Origin of the sequence: Frigidibacter sp. ROC022 (genome assembly GCF_024723735.1) — a bacterium.
GTDB lineage: Bacteria > Pseudomonadota > Alphaproteobacteria > Rhodobacterales > Rhodobacteraceae > SLM-1.
The window spans coordinates 657,502-673,677 of record NZ_JANQDU010000002.1; the positions used below are offsets into that span (position 1 = coordinate 657,502).

Consider the following 16,176-nt stretch of genomic DNA (forward strand, 5'->3'; position numbering starts at 1 on the left):
GGAGACCCACCTGGCCTCCAACGGCCCGGCGCGATCAGCGGCGGATCAGGGACGCCGCGGCGGGGTCGAGGAGAAGATGCACCTGCCGGTGCCGGAGCAGGAAGGACGCGGGGCAGTCGCTGCGGGGCACGCCTTCGAGCAGGGAAGCGATTGCCTGCGCCTTGCCTGACCCGGTGGCCAGAAGCACGATCCGCCGCGCCGCGAGGATCGTTGCGATGCCCATGGTTATGGCATGGGTCGGGACCGGCTCGCCCGGGGCGAAATAGCGGGCGTTGTCCCGGCGGGTCCGGGCGGTCAGTTCCACGACGCGTGTTCGACTGTCTCCCGGGCTGCCCGGTTCGTTGAAGCCGATATGCCCGTTTGCCCCGATGCCAAGCAGTTGGAGGTCGATCGGTCCCTGACGGGCGATCATCGCCTCGTAACGGGCCGCCTCGGCGTCCGGGTCAGGCGCGGCGCCATCGGGCAGGTGCATCCTGGCCGGGTTCATGTCGCTCTGATTGACCAGATGTTCGGTCATGAAGTGATGGTAGCTCTGCCTGTGCCGGGGCGGGAGCCCGACATATTCGTCGAGGTTGAAGGTCGTGGTTCGGGCAAGGCTCATCCGCGAGGCCGCGCAGCCTTCGGCAATCCTGCGATAGACCGGGATCATGGTGCCGCCCGTGGCCAGGCCCAGCACCGCCGAGGGGGTCTCGTCGAGCAATGCCGAGATTTCCTCTGCGGCCGCGCGCGCGGGATCGTCGAGGATCGTGATCCGTGGCGTCGTGAGAATGTCAGCCATGCAGCGCCCGCCCCCGCAGCAGCACCTCGGTCAGCGACAGATCGGGCGCAAGGATGACAAGGTCCGCCACCGCGCCCGGCACGATGCGCCCACGGTCGGGCAGTCCGAGATAGTCGGCCTGGACCGTGGCGCAGCGGCGGGCGGCCTCGGCCATGGGCAGACCGATCTCGACAAGATTGCGGAAGGCCTGGAGCATGGACAGGCAGGACCCGGCCAATGTGCCGTCTTCCAGCCGAAGCCCGTTTCCGCATTTCCGGGCGGTGACATCCCCGAAAGGGTATTCGCCGTCGGGCATCCCGGTGGCCCGGGTGGCATCCGTCACGGCATAGAGACCGGGGATCGCCCGAAGGGCCGCCTTGATGGCGCCGGGGTGAACATGCAGGAGGTCCGGGATCAGTTCTGCATGTTCGGCATGTGCCAGTGCCGCCCCGACCAGGCCGGGTTTGCGATGATGCAGGCCCGACATGGCGTTGAAGAGGTGGGTCGTGCCGGAGGCGCCTTCGCGGAAGGCCCTTTCCGCCATTTCGTAGGTGCAGGGGCTGTGCCCCAGCTGGGCCAGAATTCCGTTTCTGCGGGCAAAAGCCGGGAAATCTCCGTCGGGGTCGGCTTCCGGCGCATAGGTCAGCACCCGGATGGGCGCGATGGCATTCAGCTCTGCCAGCAGTTCGATGTCGATCTCACGGGCATAGGCGGGTTGTGCGCCGAGCAAGTCGGGACTGATGAACGGGCCTTCCAGATGCACGCCCAGGAGTTCGGCAGAGTTCGGGTCCGGCCGCGCCATGGCGTGTGCGACATCGGCCAGCACCGAGCGTATCTGCTGCACGGGGGCTGTCATGGTCGTGGCCAGCATGGCGGTGGTTCCGTTGCCGGCATGAAGGGCGGCGATCCGCCCGACGGCACCATCGCCATCCATCACATCGTCGCCGGCGCCGCCATGGCAATGAAGGTCGATGAACCCCGGCAAGATGATCGGGCCATCGATCGAATCGTCGGCCTGGACGGACGAGATTCGACCGCCTTCGTGAGCAATGCGCACGCCCTTGGGGCCCAGGGGCGTCATTGCGATTCCACTGATTTCCTGCATTTCCACGCCCGAGTTTCGCGTTCTTGACATAAGGATATGTTGTTATATCCTATTTTTCAAGCGGCAGCAGGGTCGCTGTTCAACAGGAGTCGAGAAAATGAAGACATGGAAGGTATTGCCAGCCCTCATTCTGGGCCTCGCCGCAGGCGCGGCCGATGCTGAGCCGGTTGAAGTCAGCTATCTGACCCACTGGTCGCCCGAGACCGTGGCGCTGCTCGAGTCGGCGGCTGCCAGATATTCGGAAGAACACCCGGACGTGACCATCTCGGTCCGGGCGGTGCCTTTCGGCGACCTGCTGACCACGATCCGCTCTTCGGCCGGCACCTCGGCCCCCACGATCGCCGGCATCTATGATCTCTGGCTGCCGGAACTGGTTCGTGACGGCCTGGTGGCTCCGGCGCCCGAAGCCGTCGCCGAGGATGTCCTTGCCGGCTGGCCGTCGGGGATCGCGGCCGCCGCGCAGGTTGACGGCACGCTCTACGGCATCCCCAACGAAGTGAACGTCTATGCGCTGAACTACAACAAGGCGCTGTTTGCCGAGGCTGGCATCGATGGCCCGCCCGCGAACTGGGAGGAGTTCCTTGCCGACGCCGAGGCGCTGACGGACAAGGGCGCCGGGCAGCAGGGCTTCGGCCTCATCAACTCGTGGTCCGCGGGGGTCGTTCATCCCTTCGCTTCCTTCCTCGCCTCGAACGGCGGGACGCTGATTTCCGACGGGGTCCCGGCACTGGACAGCCCGCAGGCCGGGGAGGTCTTCGATCTCTACGAAAAGCTGGTTTCCAACGGGTGGTCGGTGCCCGCCATGGGGACGGCGGACGCGAATACCACCGGGCCGTTCCTTGACAACTTCGTGTCCGGAAAGACCGGCATGATCGTCATGGCGAACTGGTGGGAAAGCGCCCTGAAGGCCGGCATGGGCGACGCTTTCGAGAATGTCGGCACCGCGCCGATCCCGGTCGGGCCCTCCGGCGAGGTTTCGAGCTCCATTTCCTATACCTGGCAAACCGTCGTCAGTGCTTCCGCCAGCCCGGAAGAGCAGGCCGCGGCCTGGGATTTCCTTGCCTGGCTGAACGGCGAGGGCACGGGCGAGGGTGGCGGCTCGGCCATGTCCGATATCCTGATGTCGATGGGCATCCTGCCGTCGCGCAGCTCGGACGTTGCGGCCAACGAGGACGTTCTGGGGCGTGACTTCCTGGCGGGCTATGTCAGCGTGCTGGAAAATGCCAAGGCGTTCCCGATCGTCCTGGGCGGACAGGAGTTCACCGAGGCCCTGCAACAGACGCTCGAATCGCTCGAATACGGCCAGATCAGTGCCGATGAGGCCCAGGCCGCCGCGCAGGCGGATGCGGTCTCGATCCTCGAGCGCGCCGCGCGCTGACCCGGCAAGGGTTCTTCACGACACCACGGTGCGCTCCGGTCGGGGCGCATCGTCATCCCCGAAAGACCGGATCCGGTTACGCAATGTCTCGCCCACGTCCGTCAACAGTTCTGATGATCGCCCCCGCGGCGGGTCTCATAGGCATCTTCATACTGGTGCCGATGGGTCTTACCGTCTGGCTTTCATTCCACGACTGGTCGACCCAGACCCCTTTCCACACCGCCAGATGGGTGGGTTTGAGAAATTACGAGGACATTTTCAGCAACATCTCGGTGGGGCGCGACTTCAAGACCGCGCTACGCAACACGGCGATCTACACCGCGCTTTCGGTGGTCATTCTGCTGCCCCTTTCGGTGCTGCTGGGGCTTCTTGTCTACCAGCGCAATGTCCGGGGCGGGCAGTTCCTGCGCACGATCCTGTTCGCAAGCTACATGGTGCCGATGATTGCCGTCGCCCTGGTCTGGTCCAAGCTTTATGCACCGACCGAGGGCCCCCTGAACCAGATTCTCGGCTGGGTCGGGATCGGGCCGCAGACCTGGCTCGCCGCGCCGCAGACCGCGCTCTACTCGCTCGTTCTGCTGAACGTCTGGCAGCAGATCGGCTATTTCACCGTCCTGGCGGTGGCCGGGCTGACACAGATTCCCGGCGCACTCTACGAAGCGGCGCGGATCGACGGCGCCAACCCCGTTCAGTCCTTCTTCGGTGTCACCCTTCCGCTGCTGCGCCGGACGCTTCTGTTCTCGACGGTCATCGCCATCATCAATGCGGTGCAGGTCTTCGAACCGGTGGCGCTGATAACGCAGGGGGGGCCGGCCGGTTCGACCAACGTTCTGACATTCCACATTCGTCGCATCGGGATCGACCGTTCCCAGGGCGGGCTCAGCTCGGCCATGGCGGTCACGCTGATGCTGGCGCTGATCGTCACCGTGATGGCGATCTTCGCGATGAACCGGAGGGCCGAGAAGCAATGATCCGGGTATCCGCGTTCAGCCGATCGCTCATCGTCCTGCTGATTGTCGCGCTTGCGGTCGTCTCTGCCTTTCCCTTCCTCTGGATGGTGCTGTCGAGCTTCAAGACCGCAGAGGAATCGATGCAGACTCCGCCGGTCTGGATCCCCGGCACGTTCGATCTCTCGGCCTATTCCTCGGTGTCGGAAGTCATCCAGACCGGCCGCTCGCTTTGGAATTCCGCGGTCATCGCCTCGGTCACGACCGCGGGGATTCTCGTCACCTCGCTGATGGCCGGTTTCGCCTTTGCGAAATACAGTTTCCGGGGCCGTAACACGCTGTTCGCGGTGATGATCGCGACGATGTTCCTGCCGCCGATCGTGACCCTGATCCCGCTCTATCGGATGGTGAGCGAGATGGGTCTGTCGGGCAGTCTCGTCGGCGTCATCCTTCCCAATCTCGCCAATGCCTTCGGGATATTCCTCATGCGCCAGTTCATCGCCGGCGTGCCCGATGACCTGATCGACGCCGCCCGCGTTGACGGCGCATCCGAGCTGCGGGTGGTCTTCTCGGTGGTCGCGCCCGCGGTGGTGCCCGCGATCGCGGCGCTGGCGCTGTTCGCCTTCGTCTATCACTGGAACACCTATCTCTGGCCGCTCACCGTCCTTCAGGGCGCGACCGACGAATATCCGATCGTCCTCAGCCTCGGGCGGCTGCTCAGCTACAACCGCGGCGCCATGAACACGCCACTGGTCATGGCCGGGGCGACGATGGCCGTCCTGCCGCCCCTTGTCCTCTTCGTGTTCCTCCAGCGTTTCTTCGTGGACAGCATGATCAGCGCGGCGGTGAAGGGATGAGCGTGCTGGCCCTCGATCTCGGCGGAACCAATTTCCGCGCCATGCTGGCCGATGCGTCGGATCTCCGTCCCGGGGCGCTGCCCGACCCGGTGATGCAGGGCCCCGCGCCATCGACCCATGCCCGTTTCATCGAGATCCTCGATGCCCTGGTCGAGGAACATCGACCGGACGCCATCGGGCTTGCCATCCCCGGGCTGGCGACGGGAACGGTCTGCCAGTGGGTGCCGAACCTGCCCTGGCTGAACGGAACCGACCTGGCCGCGCAGTTCCCGGCGCTTCGGGTCCGGGTCGCCAACGATGCCCATATGGCACTGCTGGCCGAGGCCGTTGCCGGTGCCGCGCAGGAGCCGGACAGCGCCATCCTCATTGCCGTCGGGACGGGCATCGGCTCGGCCCTGATGGTGGATCGCCGCGTCGCGCGAAACGGCGCGACATCCTTCGGCTGGGCCTGTGCCGATGTCACGGCGCCGGGACAGGAAAGGGACGGCTGGCTTGAGAGCGTGGCCGCCGGGCGGGCGCTCGACCGCGCGGCGCAGGGCGTCGGCCTGCCGGATGGCCCCGCATTGATCGAAGCCGCCCGCAAGGGCGAGGCGGCGGCCCGCGCGGCCCTTGCCCCGGCCCAGGACGCGCTTGGCACGACACTTGCCGGAGCGGTCGCCCTGACCGGGGCCGAACGGGTCATCGTTTCCGGGGGTGTTGCCCGCGCGCTTGACGTGATCGGTCCGCCCGTTCTCGATCGTCTGCGCGCGCATCTGCCGCCGCACCTTCGCGGTGTGACCATCGTTGCTGCCGCGTTCGGCGCCTCGGCCAGCCTTGCCGGGGCCGCAATCGCCTGCACCGACCATCCTGTCTGGGAGGACAAGAGCCGATGAGTTCCAACATAAAGCTGCGCCGTCCCGATCGGAACCGGCCGGAGCCGCTGTGGCATCAGACAGAGCAGGCCCTGCGCGACATGATCCTGCGCGGCGAATGGCAGGACGGGGACAAGCTGCCCAACGAGACGCGGCTGACCGAAATGCTGGGCGTGAGCCGGATTACCCTGCGCCATGCCCTGCGCCGGCTCGAGGAAAGCGGCCATCTGCGCCGCGAACACGGGCGCGGAACATTCGTGCGGCGCTCGACCATCGTGGCCGGCATTCGGGGTCTGACCAGCTTCACGCAGGAAATGGCCTATCTCGGCGAGGAGGTCGGGACCAGCGGCACCCGTGCCGTCGAGGTGCCCGCCGAGGACGATATCGCCGAGGCGCTGAACATCGAGCCCGGGGCCCCGGTCATCAAGCTGCGCCGCATCCGGCTGGCCAACGGCAATCCCATCGGCGTCCAGACGGCCTATCTTCCGTCCGAGCGCGTGCCCGGTTTCCTGCCGATCTCGGGTGAGCTGGCATCGCTCTACGACCTGCTGCGGCAGAGATGGTCGATCACGCCGGAATCCGCCGAAGAGCTCTACCGTGTCGGGACCGTCGCCCCCGAGGATGCCGCGGATATTGCCGTCGCCGCGGGCAGCCCGGCCTTCGAGGTGCATCGGACCACCTCGGACAGCCTCGGCCCCTTCGAATACGTCCAGTCCACCATGCGGGCGGATCGCTACGAGATCCGGTCGAAACTCTTTTACTGAACTCGCACAAACGAACACGAAAGGAACTGCAATGTCGCTGTACATCAGCCGCGTCACCGAGCTTGCCACCAAGGCGGCCGAAATCAATGATGCGGCCCTCTCCGAAGCCGCCGGGATGATGGCCGAGACCGTCGCAAACGGTGGCCTGATCCACCTCTACGGTTCGGGCCATTCCGTTCTGCCGGCGCAGGAGACCTTCCCGCGCTATGGCGCCTTCATCGCGTTCCACCCGCTGACGGACCCGCGCCTGATGTGGCATTCGGTCCTTGCCGCCGGCGGTGTGCGCGAGCTTCTCTGGCTCGAACGCACCGAAGGCTATGCCGAGAAGTTCCTCGACCACCAGCCGATCAACCCGGGCGACACGCTTGTCGTCTTCGGCCATTCCGGCACCAATTCCTCGGGCATCGACACGGCGCTCTACTGCAAGAAGCGTGGGGTCAAGGTGATCGCCGTCAATTCCGCCGCCAACCGCAACAAGCCGGCCAAGCACTCCTCCGGAAAGAACCTGGCCGATTGCGCCGATGTCGCCATCGACACCTGTTCGCCGGTCGAGGATGCGGTTGTTCCGATCGACGGCTGGTCGCGTCCGGTCGGCGGCAGCTCGACGGTGCTTGCCATGATGCTGATGCACGAAATGGCGGCACGCACCGCACAGAACCTGGCCGATCGGGGCATCGAGCTTCCGGTGTTCGCCTCGCCCACGATTCCCGGCGTCACCCTGCATGACACCGACGAAGCCTATGCCGAGTACAAGAAGAAGCTGATCGAGGCGCAGCAGAAGCATCTCTCCTTCTTTGCCGACCGGATGAGCGGCAAGGTCTGAGCGCGGGGTTCTGCGACCGTCGCCCCGGAACCGACCGGGGCGACATCCCGACCAGAGGAACGGACATGACTGACGTACGGCTCGACAAGATCTGCAAGACCTACGGAACCGTGGAGGTTCTGAAGGACATCGACCTCTCCATCGAGGATGGCGAATTCTGTGTCTTCGTCGGTCCTTCGGGCTGCGGGAAATCCACCCTGTTGCGGATGATCGCGGGGCTGGAAGAGATCACCTCGGGTGATCTCTCGATCGGCGACCGTCGGGTGAACAGCCTGTCCCCGAAAGAGCGTGGCATCGCCATGGTCTTTCAGAGCTATGCGCTCTATCCGCACCGCACCGTGCGCGGCAACATGGAGTTCGGCCTGAAGCTGTCGCGGATGGACCGGCGCGAGATCGACGCGCGAATTGCGCGGGCGGCGAAGATGCTGCAGATCGAACCGCTTCTCGACCGCCGTCCGGCGCAGCTGTCAGGCGGGCAACGTCAGCGTGTGGCCATCGGCCGTGCGATCGTTCGGGACCCGACGGTCTTCCTGTTCGACGAACCGCTCTCGAATCTCGACGCGGCGCTGCGGGTCGAGACCCGCCGCGAGATTGCCGCCCTGCACGAGAAACTCGGCACCACGATGATCTATGTCACGCATGACCAGGTCGAGGCGATGACCCTGGCGGACAAGATCGTGGTGCTGAACGATGGCGCCGTGCAGCAGGTCGGCACGCCGCTGGAGCTCTACGATACGCCCGCCAACCTGTTCGTTGCCGGGTTCATCGGTTCTCCGCGAATGAATCTCTTCGCCGGGGAAGCCGGCCCGGAGGGCATCGTCACCGCTTCCTTCGGCACCCTTCCGCGCCCCGACGGGCCCCTGCCGGAGGGGAATGTGACAATCGGCATCCGTCCCGAGAATCTCCACCTGACAAGCGAGGGCGGCGCGCGGGCCCGCGTGACCCTGGTCGAGCATCTCGGGAACGAGATTCTGGTGGAGCTGGCCCTGGCGGATGGTCAGAAGGCCGTCGCGCAAGGGCCGCGAAACCACTGCCCGACGCCCGGCGACAGCGTCGGAGTCACCATCGGGTCCGAGCCGCTGCACCTGTTCGACGGGCTCGGGCGGCGCATCGAGACCCGGTCTCCGTAAGACAGCGCAATGGATGCCCCGACCCTGCCTTTCCCGCGCGCGCGTGATCCGCGAGCCCCTGGGCGGGAAGCGACGCCGCGCCAGGGGCCGCGGGGCGCTGAATGCAGATCCGTCAATAGGTGGCCCGGCCTCCGGAAAGATCGAAGACGGCGCCTGTCGTGAAAGAGTTTTCCGACGTGCATAGCCAGCAAATCATCGAGGCGGCCTCACCCAGTTCGAGGAACCGGCCCCTCGGGATTTTCGAGAGCATGAAATCGATATGTTCCTGCGACATCTGCTCGAAGATCCTTGTTCGTGCGGCCGCAGGCGTGACGGTGTTGATCGCGATATCGAGGTCGGCGTTTTCCTTGCCCATGGATTTGGTCATCCCGATGACGGCCGCCTTCGAGGCGGAATAGGCACTCGCGCCCGGGTTGCCTTCCTTGCCGGCGACCGAGGCGATGGTCACGATGCGGCCATAGTTCCTTGCCCGCATGTGGGGCAGGACGGCCTGGCAACAGTTCAGGGTGCCATCGACATTGACGGCCATGATGCGCTGCCAGTCGGAGACCGGGTATTCGTGCAGTGGCGCATTGGGGCCTGCAAGCCCCGCGCTGGTCACGAGCGCGTCCAGTCTGCCGCCGTCTTCGCAAACTTTGCGGGCCGCTTCGACGACCGCGGCGCGATCCGTCACGTCAAGTGCGATGCCGGTTGCTCCCAGCCTGGCGGCGGCGTCGGAAACGAGCGCCGCGTCCATGTCCCACAGGAAGACCGTCGCGCCGCTCTGCCTGAGCCGCTCGGCAACCGCATAGCCAATGCCCTGAGCGCCCCCGGTCACAACCGCAACCTGACCGTTCATGTCATAGGTGTTCATTCTCGTCTCCAGTCGATTTCCGCCTTGAACATCGGGGCGAATAATAAGTAATACTATTACGGATGCGGATCGGAAATGGAAGGGGAACGCATGGAATTTTCCAGAATCGGCACATGGAGAGGCGAAGCGCCGGCGGTCTTGCCCGGCGACGGGTCCTTGCGGAGCCATCCGTCCGCGACGCCGGATATCGACGGCCGGTGTCTGTCCCGGCTCGGAGTCGGTCAACCCGGATTTGATGGGCCGGAACAGCAGAAACACCCTCTGCGCGCATCGGGGTCAAGGGCATGAAGATCGAGGCGGTCGATTTCTGGTACCTGAGAATGCCCGTCGTCGAGGATATCGGCGATGGTAGCCAGGATGCCTTGCTCGTGCGGGTTTCCGGCGGCGGGCAGGAGGGCTGGGGCGAATGCGAGGCGGCCCCCGTCACCTCCATCGCGGCGGCCTACGCACCGATGTCCCACGAAGCCTGCAAGCCGGTGCTGGACGGCGTGATCGGCGCAACGCTCGATGACCCGGACGACATCCTGCGCCTGAGCCGGCGCCAGCGCCGCATCTGCATGGACCATCTGCAGGCGCCGCACACCTGGTCCGGCATCGAGATCGCGCTTTGGGACTTGCTCGGCAAGGCCCGTTCCGCACCGGTGTGGTCTCTCCTCGGACACAGGAAGGTCTTCCCCAAGCGCGCCTATGCATCCGTCTTGTTCGGCGCCTCCCCGCAAGACACCTTGCAGAACGCCAGACAGGCCGTCGCCGCCGGCTTCACCGCGGCGAAGTTCGGATGGGGACCCTTCGGGACCGCTGGTGTCGAGGCGGACCGCGACCATCTGCTGGCCGCGCGGGAAGGCCTGGGGCCGGAGGCGATGCTGCTGGTCGATGCCGGCCAGATATTCGACCGCGATGTCGAGGCTGCCGCAGAGCGCATGGCCGCACTCGAGGACGTGCGGGCCGGGTGGTTCGAAGAGCCGTTCGGGGGCGAATGCCACAAGCAGTATGCCGCGTTGAAGGCCCGCTTCCCCAACGTGCCGATCGCAGGAGGCGAGGCGGCTCACTCCGTCGAAATGGCCGAGCACGCAATGGAATTCGGCCGGGTCGATTTCATCCAGATAGACACCGGGCGCATCGGCGGGATCGGCCCGGCGTCGGCCGTCGCGGAGATGGCAAGACAAGGCGGCATCCAGTTCGTCAATCATACATTCACCTCGCATCTGGCCTTGAGCGCATCGCTTCAGCCGTTCGCCGGATATGAGGCGTTTGACCTGTGCGAATATCCAGCCAATCCCAAACAACTCGCCCGTGACATTTCGGCATCCCTGCAATGCGATGCCGACGGACTCATTTCTGCTTCGGAAAAACCGGGTCTCGGCGTGGACGTGGACCTCGCAAAGTTGAAGAAGTATCTTCAACAGGTGGAAATCTCAGTGAACGGCAAAATCCTCTACTCGACACCACCAATCTAGGATCCAAATGAGACAACTAGGTCAGAGGACTCCGAGTCTTCATGCCCGCATCGCGGAACAGCTCGGGCGGGACATCGTGAATGGATGTTATGAGGAAGGAGCACTTCTGCCTGGTGTCGAGGATCTGAGAGAGAAATTCGGAGCCTCTCGCGTGATTGTCCGCGAAGCGATCCGAACCCTGGGGGCCAAGGGTCTGGTCTACAGTCGGCGCAAGATGGGCACGCGCGTCGCCAACCGGCAGGGCTGGAACATCTTCGACGAGGACGTATTGGCCTGGCTGATGGCGGAAGGAAGGGCCGGTGAATACCTTCTGGCCTTCATTGAATTCCGGCTGTTCGTCGAACCGGAAGCCGCGTCGATGGCGGCCAAACGGTCCACCAAGGAACTGCTCCAGCCCCTGCGTGACAGCGTGGCAAAGATCGTTGCCTCGGACGGCGATCTGGTGCTGTTTCACGAGGGCGACATGCAGTTTCACCTTGCCCTGCTGAATGCCAGCGGAAATCCGTTCTTTGCCGGCCTGGGGCGCGCGGCGCAGACCTATCTGGACACGTCCTTCAGTCTTCAGGAGGCCGGCGTGGACAGGGCCGCCATCCGCAAGGAAATCGAGATGCACCAGAGACTTCTCGAAGCCATCGAGAACGGCGATGCAGACGGCGCGCGCAGGGAATGCCGGCGGATCATCCTGAGCGGCAAGGAGGATCTGGAAAGCGAGATCGGGCAGGAGAGTGGCCGCAACGCCCGTTGACCGAAACCCTGCCTGCCGGCCCGGGCTGAATCGACGCAATCCGGTCGCGAAGACGCGGCTTCAGAAGGTGACGGTAGGACCGCCATCCACCGTCAGCACCGTGCCGGTGACATAGCTTGCCGCATCCGAAAGCAGGAATCCGATACCGCGGCTCGCCCCGGTCACCACGGCGGCGCGCCCGGCGAAGCTTTCCGGGAGGGTGTCGTTCATGGCGTGGCATCCACGCGCGGAATCGCAACGTCCCGGTCATCGAAGAGATGGGACTCGCTGAAATCGAGTTGCAGCCCGACCAGATCGCCCGGTTCGGCGCGGGCGGTTCCCTGGGAAACCGAGACCAGCGAATGGCCACCAGCGCTTTCAAGATGGACATGCGTCTGGCTGCCGAGCCGCTCGACGGCCGAAACGCTCGCCCGCATTCCGGTGTCGCCGTCGTAGTCGATCGAAATGTTCTCGGGCCGCACGCCGATGTATTTTGCCCGACCGACTTGCCGCTGGTCCCAGGCGCTTACGTCAACGGCCTTGTGTCCGTCGATATACAGCGCACCATCCTCGATCCGGACAGGAATGAAGTTCATCGTCGGCGCCCCCAGGAAACCGGCGACGAAACGGTTTGCCGGCCTGTGAAACAGATCCAGCGGCGCGCCGACCTGCTCGACGCGGCCGCCATTCAGGACAACGATACGATCCGCCATCGTCATCGCCTCGACCTGATCATGGGTAACATAGATCATCGTCGCGCCGAGCTCGCGTTGCAGCCGGGCCAGTTCGATCCGCATCTTGCCGCGCAGGGCCGCATCGAGGTTGGACAGGGGCTCGTCGAACAGGAAAAGCTCGGGATGCCGGACGATCGACCGGCCGATGGCCACACGCTGACGCTGTCCGCCAGACAACGCCCCGGGCTTGCGCTCCAGAAGCTCGCTCAGCGACAGCATGGACGCGGCTTCCTTGACCTCCCGTTCACGCTTCTCCTTCGGCGCCCGATTGATGCGAAGTCCGAAGTCCATGTTCTCGCGAACATTCATGTGCGGGTAGAGCGCGTAGGTCTGGAACACCATGCTCACACGCCGGTCGGCAGGTTCGAGCAGGTCGATTCTCCTGCCGTTGAGGTCGATCCGACCCGATGAAATCGTCTCGAGTCCGGCAATCATCCGCAGGAGCGTGGACTTTCCGCAACCGGAGGGGCCGACGAATACGACGAACTCGCCCGGTTCGATCTCGAGATCGACAGACTTGATCACATTCGTTGTGCCAAAGCTTTTTGACACCGACTGGATATGGAGCCCTTGCATGGGAATTTCTTTCTACTTGACGGCGCCAGCCATGAGTCCGCGGATGAAATATCGCTGAAAGGCGACATACAGGATCAGCATCGGAACGCTGGCCAGGGTGAGGCCTGCCATCGTCAGCGGGACATTGTTGTTGTAGCGGCCCTGGAAGACGCTGATCCCCGCCATCAGCGTGCGCCGGGAATCGTCCTGCAGGAAGATGATGGCGATCAGCAGGTCGTTCCAGACATAGAGCGCGTTCACCACGATCAGCGAAAGCAGGGCTGGAAGCGACAGCGGCAGGACCACGTTGGTCAGGATCCGGAATGAGCCGGCTCCATCGAGCCTGGCAGCTTCGAAGAGCTCGTCCGGCAGCGTCCGGAAGAACGTCGTCAGAAGGAACACGCCGAAGGGCGTGATCAGCCCGGCATAGATGAGGATCGTTCCGCCGAAGGTGTTGATGAGGCCGAGCTGGGTATAGAGCACGAACAGGGGCACGATCATCGTCACGGGGGGCACCACCATCAGCGATGTGCTGACGCCCAGGATGACGCTGCGGCCCGCAAAACGCATTCGCGCCAGTGCATAGGCCGCCAGAACCGCCACGATCGTGCTGAGCAGGACCGAGCCGGCGGTCAGCAGCAGGCTGTTGAAACCCCATTTGACAAAGGGGTGTTCGACAAGCGCCGAAACATAGTTCGACAGCCCGGGCGACTCGGGCCAGGCAACCTTGTCCGCGGCGTAGTCTTCGAGATTGCGGAACGAGGTCACGACCATGAAGACGGAAGGTGCCAGCGCGGCGACGGCGATCAGCGAGAGTGGAACATGTGTCCAAGACGGTCGCATTACCGATCTCCTCTCTGACGAAGCATGAAATACGGCACCATGATGAGCAGGCAGAGCCCGAGCAGCATGACACATACCGTGGCGGCGATGCCGGGCAGGCTCATCCGTGTCAGCGCATTGAACACATAGAGTTCGACCACCATGGTCGAGGTGCCCGGTCCGCCGCGTCCGCCGCCGATCATGTACACATAGGCAAAGATCGCGGAGACCATCGTGATGATCCCGAGGACGCCGACGAACTCGATCACGCTGGCACTCTGGGGCAGCTGGACATGGCGCAATCGCTGCCACCAGCTCGCCCCTTCCAGGCGCGCGGCCTCGGTATGGCTTTCGTCGATGCTCATCATGCGCGCCAGGATGAGGATCGTTCCTAGCGCCGCCTCACGCCAGATGATGACCCCGGCCAGGGTGAAGAGCGCGACGTCCGGCGAGCCCAGCCAGTCCAGAGCCAGACCATCGAGACCGGCCCCCCGGAGCGTTTCGTTCACGGGACCGTCAAGCTGAAGCATCTGTTTGGCGATCACCGCCACGACCGGAATCGCCAGGATGTAGGGCAGGAAGACAATCGATCGCATCGTCTTCCATCCGGCAGGCTGCTCGTTGAGCAGCGCGGCGGCAAAGATCGAGAGAACCAGCAGAACCGGAATGGCCAGAAGCAGCTGGATGTTGTGCCCGACGGAGGTCCAGAACAAGTCCTGCCCCAGGACGAGTTCGTAATTCCGCCAACCGACCCAGGGCCCGTCGATGCCGCGTACCATCTTGAAACTGAACTCGACCATCTTCGCGACGGGGTAGCCGAACACGAAGAGGAGAAGGAGGATCAATGGCGCCACATAGAGATATGGCTCGATCTTTTTGCGCATTTCACTTCCAGGAGCCGGCGCAGTCCTGCGCCGGCTCGAAGTCAGGGTTTGACGGGTTCAGGTGAGGTCTTCGGCCCATTTCTCGTAGGACTCGAGAAGGTCCGGATTGAAGGCGCGCCATTCCTCGACGACACCTGCGGCGATTTCACCGGCCTCTTCGCCTCCGATCTCGTTGGCGAGAATCCGCTGCGCCACCGGCACCATCGCCTGTTCGTAGAACTGGCCCGGCGTCAGGTTGGCGACATGCGGGATGTTCTCCGACAGCCCCCACCTTTGCCAGAGATCGGCAACGGCGGGGTCTTCGATGACCGAGGCGTCGAAGTTCGCGTTCGAGGGAAGCCAGCCGGTTTCCTCCCAGAAGAGCGCCAGCTGTTCCGGGGCATGAAGGTGCTCGAGGAAGCGGGCGGCAAGTTCCGGGTTCTCGGTCCCGGCAGAGATACCGAGCCCCTGAACATCGAGGATCGGTTTGCCGGCCATGGCGCCCGTTCCGTAGACGGGCATCGTCATGACCCCGATCTGACCGGATGTCGCGGCGCTGTCGGCCGGCAACCGCGTACCGATCGACGGGCCCATGGCGATCTCTCCGGCCACGATCAGGTCGATCCCCGGGTAGAGCTCGATCGACGAAATGCTCGGATTGATGAAACCGGCGTCCCGCAGTTCGGCAAGGCGGCTCCAGTGCTCGTAGAACCTGGGCTCGCGGAAATCGAGCCCTCCGGTGAAGAGCTGCAGGGCCTGGCCGGCATTGTCGAGGTTCTGCACCAGCGCATGGGCCAGGTACCATTCGCCGAAGTAGCCGTCCTGGATACCGCCGCCGAACGGGACCTTGCCGATGGAACGGATCGCTTCGCATGCGGCAAGGAACGCGTCCCAGGTCGTCGGGGGATTCTCGGGGTCGAGCCCGGCCGCCTCGAAGACCGCCTTGTTGTAATACCACAGCATCGGAATCGGGTACCAACCGACACGGTAGGTCTCGCCGCCATAACGCGAGAGGATCGTGGGGGACGAGGCATCGATGACGTCCTGAGACACCAGGCCCGAGACCGGTTGGACATACCCCAGCCACACGCTTTCCATATGATAGATGCCGTTCCAGAAATACTGGACGTCGGGCGCTTCTTTCGCCGCCGCCGCGGTCTGGAACTGCGTGATCACGGCACTGGTGTCTTGCAGCAGCGGGGTAACGGTTCCGCCTTCAAAGGACGCAACGGCCTTCTTGACGAAGGACTGGAGCCCGGGAAGCTCCTGCTCACCCCACCACCAGAAATCCAGCTCGCCGTCTTGTGCAAACGACATGCGCGGCATGGCCAATGACCCGGCACCGGCACCCAGCCCGGCAAGCACCGAGCGGCGGTCCAGCGTGAACGACTTTCTCGAAGACATCACGTTCCTCTCACGTTGGTGAATCCATTCTAGGACGATGCCCTATGAGGCATGCATCGCTCGGCCTTGTCAATAAGTAATACTTAAGTTTCAACCCGCGGCGCCGAACAGCATTGCCCCGCGCGACCCGACCGCCTGAATCCGGAAGCCGG

General features: G+C 64.3%; 17 protein-coding genes. 9 read left to right on the forward strand and 8 right to left on the reverse strand.

Annotated features, from left to right (window positions below):
- Positions 1 to 34: 34 nt before the first annotated feature.
- Positions 35 to 778 carry a glucosamine-6-phosphate deaminase gene (locus NUW50_RS09940; protein ID WP_258288945.1) on the reverse strand — a complete coding sequence of 248 codons (744 nt, stop codon included), beginning with the start codon at positions 776 to 778 and terminating at the stop codon, positions 35 to 37.
- Complete coding sequence (gene nagA, locus NUW50_RS09945) at positions 771 to 1,838, reverse strand: N-acetylglucosamine-6-phosphate deacetylase (RefSeq protein ID WP_258288946.1); 1,068 nt, start codon at positions 1,836 to 1,838, stop codon at positions 771 to 773. The genes NUW50_RS09940 and nagA overlap by 8 nt, the downstream gene beginning before the upstream one ends.
- Before the next feature lie 121 nt (positions 1,839 to 1,959).
- Here nagA and NUW50_RS09950 point away from each other — a divergent pair, with 121 nt between their 5' ends.
- The 7 genes from NUW50_RS09950 to NUW50_RS09980 all read left to right on the forward strand — a co-directional run bounded on the left by NUW50_RS09950 (position 1,960) and on the right by NUW50_RS09980 (position 8,612).
- Positions 1,960 to 3,240: an ABC transporter substrate-binding protein gene (locus NUW50_RS09950; RefSeq protein WP_258288947.1), complete on the forward strand. Its 1,281-nt coding sequence runs from the start codon at positions 1,960 to 1,962 to the stop codon at positions 3,238 to 3,240.
- Positions 3,241 to 3,353: 113 nt separating this feature from the next.
- The gene (locus NUW50_RS09955) at positions 3,354 to 4,211 is read left to right on the forward strand and encodes a carbohydrate ABC transporter permease (RefSeq protein WP_258288948.1); all 858 of its coding nucleotides are present in this window, start codon (positions 3,354 to 3,356) and stop codon (positions 4,209 to 4,211) included.
- On the forward strand, positions 4,208 to 5,044 hold the full coding sequence (locus NUW50_RS09960; protein ID WP_258288949.1) for a carbohydrate ABC transporter permease: 837 nt from the start codon (positions 4,208 to 4,210) through the stop codon (positions 5,042 to 5,044). Before NUW50_RS09955 ends, NUW50_RS09960 begins: the two co-directional genes overlap by 4 nt.
- Positions 5,041 to 5,916, forward strand: coding sequence for an ROK family protein (locus NUW50_RS09965; RefSeq protein WP_258288950.1), 876 nt, complete (start codon positions 5,041 to 5,043; stop codon positions 5,914 to 5,916). Before NUW50_RS09960 ends, NUW50_RS09965 begins: the two co-directional genes overlap by 4 nt.
- On the forward strand, positions 5,913 to 6,659 hold the full coding sequence (locus NUW50_RS09970; RefSeq protein ID WP_258288951.1) for a GntR family transcriptional regulator: 747 nt from the start codon (positions 5,913 to 5,915) through the stop codon (positions 6,657 to 6,659). Before NUW50_RS09965 ends, NUW50_RS09970 begins: the two co-directional genes overlap by 4 nt.
- Positions 6,660 to 6,690: 31 nt before the next feature.
- A complete protein-coding gene (locus NUW50_RS09975; protein ID WP_258288952.1) occupies positions 6,691 to 7,482 on the forward strand; it encodes an SIS domain-containing protein in 792 nt (263 codons plus the stop codon).
- A gap of 65 nt (positions 7,483 to 7,547) precedes the next feature.
- The gene (locus tag NUW50_RS09980; RefSeq protein ID WP_258288953.1) at positions 7,548 to 8,612 is read left to right on the forward strand and encodes an ABC transporter ATP-binding protein; all 1,065 of its coding nucleotides are present in this window, start codon (positions 7,548 to 7,550) and stop codon (positions 8,610 to 8,612) included.
- A gap of 112 nt (positions 8,613 to 8,724) precedes the next feature.
- On the opposite strand, the gene NUW50_RS09985 is transcribed toward NUW50_RS09980, so the two are convergent.
- Positions 8,725 to 9,465, reverse strand: a complete 741-nt coding sequence (locus NUW50_RS09985) for an SDR family NAD(P)-dependent oxidoreductase (protein ID WP_258288954.1) — start codon at positions 9,463 to 9,465, stop codon at positions 8,725 to 8,727.
- Positions 9,466 to 9,749: 284 nt separating this feature from the next.
- Between NUW50_RS09985 and NUW50_RS09990 the strand changes: the two genes are divergently transcribed.
- Both NUW50_RS09990 and NUW50_RS09995 read left to right on the forward strand, forming a co-directional pair.
- Complete coding sequence (locus tag NUW50_RS09990) at positions 9,750 to 10,922, forward strand: mandelate racemase/muconate lactonizing enzyme family protein (protein WP_258288955.1); 1,173 nt, start codon at positions 9,750 to 9,752, stop codon at positions 10,920 to 10,922.
- A 7-nt stretch (positions 10,923 to 10,929) separates the two neighbouring features.
- Positions 10,930 to 11,667, forward strand: a complete 738-nt coding sequence (locus NUW50_RS09995) for a FadR/GntR family transcriptional regulator (RefSeq protein WP_258288956.1) — start codon at positions 10,930 to 10,932, stop codon at positions 11,665 to 11,667.
- Between the two features lie 60 nt (positions 11,668 to 11,727).
- On the opposite strand, the gene NUW50_RS10000 is transcribed toward NUW50_RS09995, so the two are convergent.
- Genes NUW50_RS10000 through NUW50_RS10020 form a run of 5 tightly spaced genes read right to left on the reverse strand, consistent with a single transcriptional unit; the run spans position 11,728 to position 16,024 of the window.
- Positions 11,728 to 11,877: an SDR family oxidoreductase gene (locus tag NUW50_RS10000; protein WP_258288957.1), complete on the reverse strand. Its 150-nt coding sequence runs from the start codon at positions 11,875 to 11,877 to the stop codon at positions 11,728 to 11,730.
- Entirely contained in the window at positions 11,874 to 12,956 is a 1,083-nt protein-coding gene (locus NUW50_RS10005) for an ABC transporter ATP-binding protein (RefSeq protein ID WP_258288958.1), read from the reverse strand. Before NUW50_RS10005 ends, NUW50_RS10000 begins: the two co-directional genes overlap by 4 nt.
- 12 nt (positions 12,957 to 12,968) lie before the next feature.
- Complete coding sequence (locus NUW50_RS10010; protein ID WP_258288959.1) at positions 12,969 to 13,778, reverse strand: carbohydrate ABC transporter permease; 810 nt, start codon at positions 13,776 to 13,778, stop codon at positions 12,969 to 12,971.
- Positions 13,778 to 14,641, reverse strand: coding sequence for a carbohydrate ABC transporter permease (locus NUW50_RS10015; protein ID WP_258288960.1), 864 nt, complete (start codon positions 14,639 to 14,641; stop codon positions 13,778 to 13,780). The genes NUW50_RS10010 and NUW50_RS10015 overlap by 1 nt, the downstream gene beginning before the upstream one ends.
- Positions 14,642 to 14,698: 57 nt before the next feature.
- Positions 14,699 to 16,024, reverse strand: a complete 1,326-nt coding sequence (locus tag NUW50_RS10020) for an ABC transporter substrate-binding protein (protein ID WP_258288961.1) — start codon at positions 16,022 to 16,024, stop codon at positions 14,699 to 14,701.
- Positions 16,025 to 16,176: the final 152 nt, after the last annotated feature.

Excerpts from the sequence above, each read along its gene's own strand:
- NUW50_RS09940 (WP_258288945.1), bottom strand. The coding sequence starts at position 778 with ATGGCTGACATTCTCACGACGCCACGGATCACGATCCTCGACGATCCC.
- nagA (WP_258288946.1), bottom strand. The coding sequence starts at position 1,838 with ATGACGCCCCTGGGCCCCAAGGGCGTGCGCATTGCTCACGAAGGCGGT.
- NUW50_RS09950 (WP_258288947.1), top strand. The coding sequence starts at position 1,960 with ATGAAGACATGGAAGGTATTGCCAGCCCTCATTCTGGGCCTCGCCGCA.
- NUW50_RS09955 (WP_258288948.1), top strand. The coding sequence starts at position 3,354 with ATGATCGCCCCCGCGGCGGGTCTCATAGGCATCTTCATACTGGTGCCG.
- NUW50_RS09960 (WP_258288949.1), top strand. The coding sequence starts at position 4,208 with ATGATCCGGGTATCCGCGTTCAGCCGATCGCTCATCGTCCTGCTGATT.
- NUW50_RS09965 (WP_258288950.1), top strand. The coding sequence starts at position 5,041 with ATGAGCGTGCTGGCCCTCGATCTCGGCGGAACCAATTTCCGCGCCATG.
- NUW50_RS09970 (WP_258288951.1), top strand. The coding sequence starts at position 5,913 with ATGAGTTCCAACATAAAGCTGCGCCGTCCCGATCGGAACCGGCCGGAG.
- NUW50_RS09975 (WP_258288952.1), top strand. The coding sequence starts at position 6,691 with ATGTCGCTGTACATCAGCCGCGTCACCGAGCTTGCCACCAAGGCGGCC.
- NUW50_RS09980 (WP_258288953.1), top strand. The coding sequence starts at position 7,548 with ATGACTGACGTACGGCTCGACAAGATCTGCAAGACCTACGGAACCGTG.
- NUW50_RS09985 (WP_258288954.1), bottom strand. The coding sequence starts at position 9,465 with ATGAACACCTATGACATGAACGGTCAGGTTGCGGTTGTGACCGGGGGC.
- NUW50_RS09990 (WP_258288955.1), top strand. The coding sequence starts at position 9,750 with ATGAAGATCGAGGCGGTCGATTTCTGGTACCTGAGAATGCCCGTCGTC.
- NUW50_RS09995 (WP_258288956.1), top strand. The coding sequence starts at position 10,930 with ATGAGACAACTAGGTCAGAGGACTCCGAGTCTTCATGCCCGCATCGCG.
- NUW50_RS10000 (WP_258288957.1), bottom strand. The coding sequence starts at position 11,877 with ATGAACGACACCCTCCCGGAAAGCTTCGCCGGGCGCGCCGCCGTGGTG.
- NUW50_RS10005 (WP_258288958.1), bottom strand. The coding sequence starts at position 12,956 with ATGCAAGGGCTCCATATCCAGTCGGTGTCAAAAAGCTTTGGCACAACG.
- NUW50_RS10010 (WP_258288959.1), bottom strand. The coding sequence starts at position 13,778 with ATGCGACCGTCTTGGACACATGTTCCACTCTCGCTGATCGCCGTCGCC.
- NUW50_RS10015 (WP_258288960.1), bottom strand. The coding sequence starts at position 14,641 with ATGCGCAAAAAGATCGAGCCATATCTCTATGTGGCGCCATTGATCCTC.
- NUW50_RS10020 (WP_258288961.1), bottom strand. The coding sequence starts at position 16,024 with ATGTCTTCGAGAAAGTCGTTCACGCTGGACCGCCGCTCGGTGCTTGCC.